The sequence below is a fragment of the Allobosea sp. CER48 genome (genome assembly GCF_044752385.1).
Lineage (GTDB): Bacteria > Pseudomonadota > Alphaproteobacteria > Rhizobiales > Beijerinckiaceae > Allobosea.
Window position 1 is genome coordinate 1 of the sequence record NZ_JBIWYK010000059.1, and the last position, 10,538, is coordinate 10,538.

At 67.4% G+C, this 10,538-nt stretch carries 8 protein-coding genes and 1 pseudogene; 8 read left to right on the top strand and 1 reads right to left on the bottom strand.

Features of this window, described 5'->3' with window-relative positions; genetic code table 11:
* Positions 1 to 78: 78 nt before the first annotated feature.
* Positions 79 to 1,485, bottom strand: a complete 1,407-nt coding sequence (locus ACIPIA_RS04240) for an MATE family efflux transporter (protein WP_400506991.1) — start codon at positions 1,483 to 1,485, stop codon at positions 79 to 81.
* A gap of 157 nt (positions 1,486 to 1,642) precedes the next feature.
* Between ACIPIA_RS04240 and ACIPIA_RS04245 the strand changes: the two genes are divergently transcribed.
* From ACIPIA_RS04245 to ACIPIA_RS04280, 8 genes and pseudogenes are all read left to right on the top strand, one after another.
* Positions 1,643 to 2,872: a M20 family metallo-hydrolase gene (locus ACIPIA_RS04245; RefSeq protein ID WP_400506993.1), complete on the top strand. Its 1,230-nt coding sequence runs from the start codon at positions 1,643 to 1,645 to the stop codon at positions 2,870 to 2,872.
* Between the two features lie 11 nt (positions 2,873 to 2,883).
* The gene (locus ACIPIA_RS04250; protein ID WP_400506995.1) at positions 2,884 to 4,296 is read left to right on the top strand and encodes an amidase; all 1,413 of its coding nucleotides are present in this window, start codon (positions 2,884 to 2,886) and stop codon (positions 4,294 to 4,296) included.
* A gap of 216 nt (positions 4,297 to 4,512) precedes the next feature.
* Positions 4,513 to 6,108, top strand: a complete 1,596-nt coding sequence (locus ACIPIA_RS04255; protein ID WP_400506997.1) for an ABC transporter substrate-binding protein — start codon at positions 4,513 to 4,515, stop codon at positions 6,106 to 6,108.
* Positions 6,109 to 6,237: 129 nt separating this feature from the next.
* Positions 6,238 to 7,179, top strand: a complete 942-nt coding sequence (locus tag ACIPIA_RS04260) for an ABC transporter permease (RefSeq protein WP_400506999.1) — start codon at positions 6,238 to 6,240, stop codon at positions 7,177 to 7,179.
* Positions 7,176 to 8,084: an ABC transporter permease gene (locus ACIPIA_RS04265; protein ID WP_400507001.1), complete on the top strand. Its 909-nt coding sequence runs from the start codon at positions 7,176 to 7,178 to the stop codon at positions 8,082 to 8,084. The genes ACIPIA_RS04260 and ACIPIA_RS04265 overlap by 4 nt, the downstream gene beginning before the upstream one ends.
* 112 nt (positions 8,085 to 8,196) lie before the next feature.
* Positions 8,197 to 9,132, top strand: coding sequence for an N-carbamoyl-D-amino-acid hydrolase (locus ACIPIA_RS04270; RefSeq protein WP_400507003.1), 936 nt, complete (start codon positions 8,197 to 8,199; stop codon positions 9,130 to 9,132).
* A 19-nt stretch (positions 9,133 to 9,151) separates the two neighbouring features.
* On the top strand, positions 9,152 to 10,315 hold the full coding sequence (locus ACIPIA_RS04275) for an amidohydrolase/deacetylase family metallohydrolase (protein ID WP_400507004.1): 1,164 nt from the start codon (positions 9,152 to 9,154) through the stop codon (positions 10,313 to 10,315).
* Between the two features lie 6 nt (positions 10,316 to 10,321).
* Positions 10,322 to 10,538: pseudogene (locus tag ACIPIA_RS04280) on the top strand (GNAT family N-acetyltransferase); the annotation flags it as partial.

The window sequence follows — 10,538 nt, forward strand, 5'->3', positions numbered from 1 at the left end:
GGTGACCAAATTGTGGCCGTGCAACTCTGTTGCCGATCGGCAACAGAGCGCGCCGCGCTCCCGCTCTGGCTTCGTTTCCTAGGTTGCCTGTCGCAGGCCCCATTTGAGCAAGCCCAGGCGCTCGCGAGCCCACCAGCGCGACAGCATCATCACGGCGACGGCCGTCAGGCCGAGGGCGAGCCCTATCCAGATGCCGCGTCCGGCGAGCGGGGTCACGAAACCGAGAGCGGCCGAGAGCGGCAGGCCGATGCCCCAATAGCCGATGCCGGCCAGGATCATCGGCAGGCGGGTGTCTCCGAGGCCGCGCAGGATCGATGCCCCGACGACCTGCGCGCCATCGGCGATCTGGAACACCGCGGCATAGAACAGGAAGACCACCGCGATCTGGGCGACGGCTTCCGCGCCGGGTTTCGAACGGTCGAGGAAGGGCGCGATCAGCCAATGCGGCACCGTTGCCATCAGCAGCGCGGTGAAGCTCATGAAGCTCAGCGCCAGGACGAGCGCCATCGTGCCGGCGCGCGCGATCCCCTCCTTGTCGCCGGACCCGAAGGCGCGGCCGACGCGCACGGTTCCGGCCTGGCCGATGCCGAGCGGCACCATGAAGGCGAGCGAGGCGATCTGGATCGCGATGGCGTGGGCGGCAAGCGCGGTCGATCCGATCAGGCCCATCATGAAGGCGGCGCCGTAGAAGATCAGCGACTCGAAGGCCAGCGTCAGGGCGATCGGGAAGCCCATGCGCCAGAAGGCGCGATAGCGAGGCCAGTCCGGCACCCAGAAGCGGCCGAGCACGTGATAGCGCCGGAAGCGCCGGTCGAGACAGACGACGAGCGCGAGCCCCAGGAACATCAGGGCCGAGGACAATGCCGTCGCTATTCCCGATCCCGGCAGGCCGAGCGCCGGAAATCCTAGCCGCCCGAACATCAGGCACCAGTTGGCGAAGGCGTTGAAGGCGACCGCGAAGAGCACGACGATGAACGCCCAGCGTGGCCGTTGCAGCGCGGCCACAAAGCCGCGCAGGCACAGATAGAGGAAGAAGGGCAGGAGGCCCCATTGCAGCGTCCGGATGTATGAGGCCGCCGCCTTCGACAAGCCGGGGTCCTGGCCCATCGCGGTGAGGATGAACTCGGCCTGCCAGAGAAAGAGCCACATCGGCCCTACCATGGTGGCGGCTGCCCAGAAGCCTTGCCGGACGGTGCGGCGCAGATCGCGCACGGCGTGCTTGTTGCGGCCGAGCTCGATCGCGAGCATCGGCGCGACCGCGCCCATCGCACCGATGCCGAAGATCAGCGCGGCATTGTAGAGGTTGGTGCCGAGCGCGCCGGCCGCCAGCGCCTCCGGGCCGAGATGGCCCATCATGATCACCCCTGTCGCCGTCATCGCCGTCTGGGCGACGTTGGTCAGCACCATTGGCCAGCTCAGGGCGAGCATGGCGCGCGCCTCTGTAAGCCAGGGATGGAGCGGTCTGGAGGTGTCGGCAGGCAGCATGCGGCAATGTCCCGGGGGGCCGCTTCTACCGCCGATTGCAGCGCCGAAACAACCACGCCCATGACCGACGACGCCCGGAGCCGATGCGCTGGACGCGGGTCGACAAGTCCAGCCACGGTCTGCATCTTGCCTCGCGCCGACTGGAGGGCCCGAGCCGATGAGCACAAACCTGAGGATCGACGGAGCGAGGCTGTCGTCGCGGCTCGCGGAGCTTTCGAAGATCGGGGCGACGCCCGAGGGCGGTTGCCGCCGCCTCGCTCTGACCGACGAGGACAGGCAGGGGCGCGACTGGCTCGTCGGCCAGATGAAGGCGCTCGGCCTCGATGTCCGGGTCGATGCGATCGGCAACATCGTCGGCATCCTGAAAGGCCAGCAGGACGGCCCGGCCGTCGTGATGGGCTCGCATATCGATACGGTCGGCACCGGCGGGCGCTTCGACGGCGCGCTCGGCGTCGTTGCCGGCGTCGAGGTTCTCGCGGCGCTGCGCGATGCCGGCCTAACGCCGAAGCGCGACATGGCCGTGATCGCGTTCACCAACGAGGAGGGCGCACGCTTCCATCCGGACATGCTAGGCTCCTATGTCTGGGCCGGCGGCATGAGCGTCGAAGCGGCGCATCGGGAGGTCGATGCCGAAGGTGTAGGGCTCGGCTCCGAACTGAAACGCATCGGCTACGAGGGCGCCGAGAAGCCGGGCTTCCTGCCGGCCCACGCCTATCTGGAGCTCCATATCGAGCAGGGGCCGGTGCTGGAAAACGAAGGCGGCGGTCTGGGTGCGGTCACCGGCATCCAGGCGATCTGCTGGCTGGAGCTCACCCTGAAGGGGCGCCCGAGTCATGCCGGGACGACGCCGATGGCCTATCGCAAGGACCCGGGCCTCGCGGCCGCACGCATCAACATCTTCGCCAACGAGCTGACCAAGACGATCCCGCACCAGCTCGCCAATTGCGGCGTCATCCGCACCCAGCCCGGCAACGTCAACGTCGTGCCCGAGACCGTCGTCATGACGCTCGACCTGCGCAACCCGCTCGACGCGCCGCTCGCCCAGGCCGAGGCGGCCGTGCGCCGCTTCTGCGCCGAGCTCGCCGCCCGCGACGACATCGAGATCTCGTTCCGCGACCTCGCGCGCTTCCCGGCCACGCCCTTCGCCGAGCAGTTGATCGCCGAGGTCGAGCGCAGCGCCGGCGAGTTCGGGCTCCCGATCCGGCGGATGATCTCGGGTGCCGGCCATGACGCGCAGATGATGGCGCGGCTCTGCCCGACCGCGATGGTGTTCATCCCCTCGATCGGGGGGCTTTCGCACAACCCGGCCGAATTCAGCACCGACGACGACATGGCGGCCGGCGCCAACATCCTCCTCAGCACAGCCTGGCGCGTCGCCAACGCCTGAAAGGTCCCTGCATGACGACGATCGCCTCGCTTTCCGCCGCCGAACTCGGACCACTCTACGCCGCCAAGGAACTCTCGCCCGTCGATGTCGCCAAGGATGCGCTGGCGCGCATCGAGCGGTTCGAGCCCGAGGTCAACGCCTTCTCCGTGCGCGACCCGTCCCTCGCCATGGCGATGGCGGAGGCCTCGCAGGCGCGCTGGCTGAAGGGCGAGGCGATCGGCCCGCTCGACGGCGTGCCCGTCACGATCAAGGACAATATCGGCGTCGCCGGCTGGTCGATGCGGCGCGGCTCCGCAATCGCCTCCGACGCGCCCTTCGCCGAAGATTCGCCCGTCACGGCGCGGCTGCGCGAGGCCGGGACGGTCTTCCTCGGCAAGACCACCATGCCGGAATATGGCTGGAAGGGCGTCGGCGATTCGCCCGCGACCGGGATCACCCGCAACCCCTGGAATACCGGCACGGGGCCGGGCGGATCCTCCTCCGGCGCCGCGGTCTGCGCCGCGCTCAACCTCGGCTGCATCCATATCGGCACCGACGGCGCCGGCTCGGTGCGCATTCCCGCTGCCTTCGCCGGGGTCGTCGGCCTGAAGCCCAGCTATGGCCGCGTCCCGGCCTGGCCGATCTCGACCATGGGCTTCCTGGCCCATCTCGGTCCGCTGACGCGGACCGTCACCGACACGGCGCTGGCCATGAAGGTGATCGGCCAGCCCGATTCGCGCGACATGACGGCCCTGACAGATCGCCCGCCGGACTATGTCGACGGGCTCAAGGGCGGCGTCCGCGGCCTGCGTGTCGCCTGGTCGCCGCGCCTCGGACAGGATGTCGCGGTCGATCCGGAGATCGCAGCCCTGACCGCGGCTGCGGCGCAGGTCTTCGCCGAGCTCGGCGCGACCGTCGAGGAGGTCGATCCCGGCTTTGCCGACCCGATCGAGCCGTTGATGACGATCTGGGCGGCGGGCGCGGCTCTGGCGCTGCGCAGCATCGGCGCCGCCGCCCGGGCCCGGATGGACCCCGGCCTCGTCGCCGTTGCCGAGCACGGCGAGGGCATTCCCGCCTCGGCCTATGTCGATGCGCTGCTGAACCAGCGCAACGCGCTGGCCTATCGCATGGCGCAGTTCCACCAGCGCCACGACCTGCTGCTGACGCCGGCATTGCCGCTGCCGGCCTTCGCCGTCGGGCGCAACACGCCGGAACACGGCGCCTATGGCGAGGACTGGACGCGCTGGACGCCCTTCACCTACCCCTTCAATCTCACCGAGCAGCCCGCGATATCAGTACCCTGCGGGTTGACCTCCGCCGGTCTCCCGGCCGGGCTCCAGATCGTCGGCGCCTTCGGCAAGGATGCGCTTGTACTGCGGGCCGCGGCGGCCTTCGAGCAGGCCCGGCCGTTCGCGCGCGTCGACGCGCCCGTCAAACCGGTTTGATCGCGTTTTTTCGCGATCTGCCGAAACAGGGCTGATTTGCGCCCGGGGGGCCGCCAAAGGCGGCTTCCGCCCCCTTGAAGTTCCGTCTGGCACGAACCGTGCACGTGGTTCGGCGTCCATGATCCGGTGCCGCCGCATGTTGTCAGGCAGAATTTTTCTGCCCAAACTTGCGGCAAGGCAGCCCGATCAGAGGCGCCGCTTCAGGGGAGAGCATTGATGGATCGCAGGACATTTCTGAAATCCGCGACGGGCGTCGGCGTTGCCGCCGCCACGGGTGGGCTGGCGATGCCGGCACTGGCGCAAGGGGCAACCAAGACCCTGCGTTTCGTACCGCAGGCCAACCTCGCGAATTTCGACCCGATCTGGGGAACGCAATACGTCGTCCGCAACGCTGCCGCGCTGGTCTGGGACACGCTTTACGGCATCGATTCCAAGTTCCAGCCGCAGCGCCAGATGGTCGAGGCCGAGGAGGTGTCCTCCGACGGTCTGACCTGGACCTTCAAGCTGCGCTCCGGCCTCAAGTTCCACGACGGCACGCCGGTGACATCGAAGGACGTGGTCGCGAGCCTGGTGCGCTGGTCGGCGCGCGACCCGATGGGCCTGATGATCCGCGCCATCCAGGTCGAGCTCGTCCCCGTCGACGAGCTCACCTGGAAGTGGTCGCTGAAGCAGCCCTTCCCGAAGATGCTGCTGGCGCTCGCCAAGAACAACGCGCCGTGCTCCTTCGTCATGCCGGAGCGCATCGCCAAGACCGACCCGTTCACCCAGATCACCGAATATGTCGGCTCCGGCCCGATGAAATTCCTGCGCTCCGATTGGGTGCCCGGCGCCAAGGCCGTGTTCGAGAAATTCGCGGACTACAAGCCGCGCTCCGAGAAGGCGGACTGGCTGGCCGGCGGCAAGAACATCCTCGTCGACCGGGTCGAGTGGGTGATCATGCCTGATGCCGCGACGGCCGCCGCCGCGCTGCAGAACGGCGAGGTCGACTGGTGGGAGACGCCGCTTGCGGACCTCGTGCCGGTGCTCAAGAAGCACAAGGACATCAACGTCGATATCGGCGATCCGCTCGGAAACATCGGCGCCTTCCGCATGAACCACCTCTTCCCGCCCTTCAACAATGTGAAGGTGCGCCAGGCCGTTCTGACGGCCCTGAACCAGGAAGACTACATGCGTGCCGTCGTCGGCGACGACGACAAGCTCTGGAAGCCGCTGCCGGGCTTCTTCACCCCGGGAACGCCGCTGTACACGGAGGAGGGCGGCGACATCCTGAAGAAGCGCAATGTCGCCGAGGCCAAGAAGCTGCTGGCGGAGTCCGGCTACAAGGGCGAGCCGGTCGTCTGCGTCGTCGCGCAGGACATGGCGGCCACCAAGTCCATGGGCGACGTCACGGCCGAACTGCTCAAGAGCATCGGCATGAACGTCGACTTCGTTGCCACCGACTGGGGCACGGTCGGCTCGCGCCGCGCACAGAAGACCCCGCCGGGGCAGGGCGGCTGGAGCATGTTCCACACCTGGCATGCCGGCGCCGACTGCATCAATCCGGCTGCATACACCGCGATCCGTGCCAATGGCGACAAGGCCTGGTTCGGCTGGCCCGATGTGCCCACGGTCGAGACCGAGGTCACCAACTGGTTCAACGCCAAGGATCTCGCCGGCGAGAAGGCGGCGATGTCCAAACTCAACAAGGCGGCGGTCGAGAACGTCGTCTACGCGCCGACCGGCTTCTATCTCGGCTATCAGGCCTGGCGGAAGAACGTCTCGGGCGTCGTCAGCGGACCGCTGCCGTTCTTCTGGGACGTCGCCAAGGCCTGACCCTTCTGCGGGCGGCCAAGCCGCTCCGCCCCTCGGAGCCGGCCGGGCTCCGACACCTCGCCTCGCCGCGACCCGGAAGAAACCGGGCCGCGGCTCCCAGGTTCGATGTGAACGAGGTTCGACGGCTATATGTTTGCTTTTGTCGTAAGGCGCATCGTCACGACCATCCCCGTGATGGCCTTCGTGGCGCTGTTCGTCTTTTCGCTGCTCTATATCGCGCCGGGCGATCCGGCGGCCATCATCGCCGGTGATCAGGCTTCTCCTGCCGATGTCGAGCGCATCCGCGCCAGCCTCGGGCTGGATCGCCCCTATCTGGTCCGCTTCGCCGAATGGTCGTTCCGCGTGATCCAGGGCGATCTCGGAACCTCGATCTTCACCAACCTGCCGGTGACGCAGCTCATCTCCCAGCGCATCGAGCCCACGGTCTCGCTGATGGTGCTGACGCTGATCTTCGCCGTCGTCATCGCCGTTCCGATGGGCGTCGTCGCCGCCTGGAAGGCGGGTAGCTGGATCGACAAGGGGGCGATGGCCTTCGCCGTCCTCGGCTTCTCTGTGCCGGTCTTCGTCGTCGGCTACCTGCTCGCCTATTTCTTCGCGCTGAAGCTCGACTGGCTGCCGGTGCAGGGTTACACGCCGATCTCGCAGGGTTTCTGGCCCTGGCTGAGAAACCTCATCCTGCCGGCCGTCACGCTCGGCCTCGTCTATATCGCGCTGATCGCCCGCATCACCCGCGCGACCATGCTCGAGGTGCTGCAGCAGGACTATGTCCGCACCGCCCAGGCCAAGGGCGTGTCGCAGAAGGACGTGCTGTTCCTGCATTCGCTCAAGAACGCGGCCGTGCCGATCGTCACCATCATCGGCATCGGCATCGCGCTGCTGATCGGCGGCGCCGTCGTCACCGAGAGCGTCTTTGCCATTCCCGGCCTTGGCCGGCTCACGGTCGATGCGATCCTGCGGCGCGACTACCCCGTCATCCAGGGCGTCGTTCTGATGTTCAGCCTGGTCTACGTGCTGGTGAACCTGCTGATCGACCTGACCTATACCCTCGTCGACCCGAGGATCCGCTATTGACCGCTCAATCCTCCATTCCGGCCCCGGCCGTCGTCGCCGCCGTTGATACGGCCAAGCCCACGCTCAGCCGCTCGGCCCGCTTCCGCCGCTATCTGCGCCGCCATCCCTCAGTCGCGATCGGCGGCGGGCTGCTCGTGCTGATGGCGCTCATCGGCATTTTCGCGCCGCTGCTCGGCACCGTCGACCCGACCGCAATCTCGCCGTCGCGGCGCACGCGCATGCCCTCCGAACTCTACTGGTTCGGGACCGACATGCTTGGCCGCGACATCTATTCGCGCGTGATCTACGGGGCGCGCGTCTCGCTGCTCGTCGGCTTCAGCGTCGCGATCCTGTCCTCGATCGTGGGGCTCACCATCGGCCTCTTCGCCGGTTTCGTGCGCTGGACCGACGGCATCATCATGCGGGTGATCGACGGCATGATGTCGATCCCGCCGATCCTGCTCGCCATCGCCCTGATGGCGCTGACGCGCGGCTCGATCCAGAACGTCATCATCGCCATCACCATCGCCGAGATCCCGCGCGTGGCGCGCCTCGTGCGCGGCGTGGTGCTGTCGCTGCGCGAGCAGCCCTATGTCGAGGCGGCCGTCGCCAACGGCGCGCGGGTGCCGCGCATCATCTGGCGACACATCCTGCCGAACACCTTCGCGCCGATGAGCGTGCAGGCGACCTATATCTGCGCCAGCGCCATGATCGTCGAGGCGATCCTGTCCTTCATCGGCGCCGGCGTGCCGCCGGCGACGCCCTCCTGGGGCAACATCATGGCGGAGGGCAGGGCGCTCTGGCAGGTGAGGCCGCACATCATCCTGTTCCCGGCCGTGTTCCTCTCGCTCACCGTCCTGGCGGTGAACATGCTCGGAGACGGCCTGCGCGACTCGCTCGATCCACGCCTCGCCAAAACCCTCTGAGAACCAGCCCCGCAGCTGGAACAACCCACGCCCTGCATTGCCGGCGCTTGACGCGCCGGCTCGGTGCCTCGAAGCCTTGACGGCAGGGTGATCTTCATCCGGAGCCTTTGACGTGACTCGCATCCTGACCGTCGCCGCCGCTCAGCTCGGCCCCATCCAGCGCGATGAAAGCCGGGCCTCGGCCGTCGGACGCATGATCGAGCTGATGAGGCAGGCAAAGGCGCATGGCGCCGACCTCGTCGTCTTTCCGGAAGCGGCGCTGACCGCCTTCTTTCCGCATTGGTGGATCGACGACGAAGCCGAGATCGACAGCCACTTCGAAAGCGCGATGCCCTCGAACGAGACCGCTCCGCTTTTCGAGGAGAGCCGGCGCCTCGGCATCGGCTTCCATCTCGGCTATTGCGAGCTTGCCTTCGAGGCGGGCCGCAAGCGCCGGTTCAACACCGCGATCCTGGTCGACAAGTCCGGGACGATCGTCGGCAAGTACCGCAAGATCCATCTGCCGGGCCATCCGGAACACCGGCCCGAGGCTCCCTTCCAGAATCTCGAGAAGTGCTATTTCGAGACCGGCAATCTCGGCTGGCCGGTCTGGCGGACGATGGACGCCAATATCGGCATGATGATCTGCAACGACCGGCGCTGGCCCGAGAGCTACCGTTCCATGGGCTTGCAGGACGTCGAGCTGGTCGTGCTCGGCTACAACACGCCCAAGCACAATCCGCCGGCGCCGGACCACGACCGGCTGGGCAATTTCCACAACCAGCTCGTGATGCAGGCGGGCGCCTACCAGAACGCGACCTGGGTCGTCGGCGTGGCGAAGGCGGGGCTGGAGGCGGGGGTCGACCAGATCGGCGGCTCCTGCATCATCGCCCCCACCGGCGAAGTGGTGGCGCAGGCCGTGACCGAGGGCGACGAGCTCGTCATTGCCCGTTGCGACATGGACCTCGGAAAGAGCTATAAGGCCTCGACCTTCAACTTCGCCAGGCATCGCGAGCCCCAGGCCTACGGCCTGATCGTCGAGCGCAAGGGCGCCGTCTCCCCGGTTTGATCACCCCCAGAGGACCGCAATGACTCACGATCTCATCCTGAAGGGCGGCCGCGTCATCGACCCGTCGCAGAAGCACGACGGCATCCTCGACGTGGCCTTCACGGACGGAAAGGTGTCCGGCTTCGGCAAGGACCTGAAGGGCGCCAAGGAGATCCGCGACGTCTCCGGCTATATCGTCTCGCCGGGGCTGATCGACCTGCACACCCATGTCTATTGGGGCGGCACCTCGCTCGGCATCGACGCCGACGAGTTCTGCCGCGTTTCCGGCGTCACCACCTCGGTCGACACCGGCTCGGCCGGCCCCGGCAACTGGCCGGGCTTCCGCAAGCACGTCATCGAACAGAGCCAGGCGCGCATCCTCGCCTATCTCCACGTCTCGCACGCCGGCATCTACGGCTTCGACCATCGCGTCATGGTCGGCGAGAGCGGCGATCTGCGCCTGATGAACCCGATCGACTGCGCCGAGGTCGCCGACAAGAACCGCGACTACATCGTCGGCATCAAGGTCCGCGTCGGCCTGCACGCCTCGGGCGAGCAGGGCACCGCGCCGCTCAACATCGCGCTGCAGGTCGCCAACGAGGTCGGCATGCCGCTGATGTGCCATATCGACCATCCGCCGCCGTCCTATGAGGAAGTCATCGGCATGCTCCGGCCGGGCGACGTGCTGACCCACGCCTTCCGCCCCTTCCCGAATGCGCCGGCGACGGCTCAGGGCACCGTGAAGCCGGAGGTGCTCGCCGCCCGCAAGCGCGGCGTCATCTTCGACATCGGCCACGGCAAGGGCTCGTTCTCCTTCAAGACCACGCGCGCCATGCTCGCCAATGGCTTCGAGCCGGACGTGATCTCGTCCGACGTGCACAAGCTCTGCATCGACGGCCCGGCCTATGACCAGGTCACCACCATGTCGAAGTTCCTCTGCATGGGCATGAGCCTGAACAACGTCATCGCCGCCTCGACGGTGAACGCCGCGATGGCGCTGAAGCGCCCGGAATACGGCTCGCTCAAGGTCGGCTCGCTCGGCGATGCGACGATCCTGACCGTCAAGGAAGGCAAGTTCAACTACGAGGACGTCGTCGGCGAGATCCTGACCGGCGACCGCAAGATCGTTTCCGAGGGCGTCGTGCTCAAGGGCAAGTGGTGGCATCCCAAGCGTACTAGCAAGTTCCCGAAGGTCGCTGCGTAGGCATTCATGTCGCGTGAAACGGGCTGGCGCCGCATGGCGCCGGCCGATCTTCCGGCCGTGATGCGGATCGCGGCCGTGGTGCATCCGAGCTATCCCGAGGACGAGGCCGTCTTCGCGGAACGTCTGCAACTGGCCGCTGAAGGCTGCCATGTGCTGGCCGGCGATGGCGACGAATTGCTCGGCTACCTCGTCAGCCACCCCTGGCCGCTCGGCACCGTGCCCG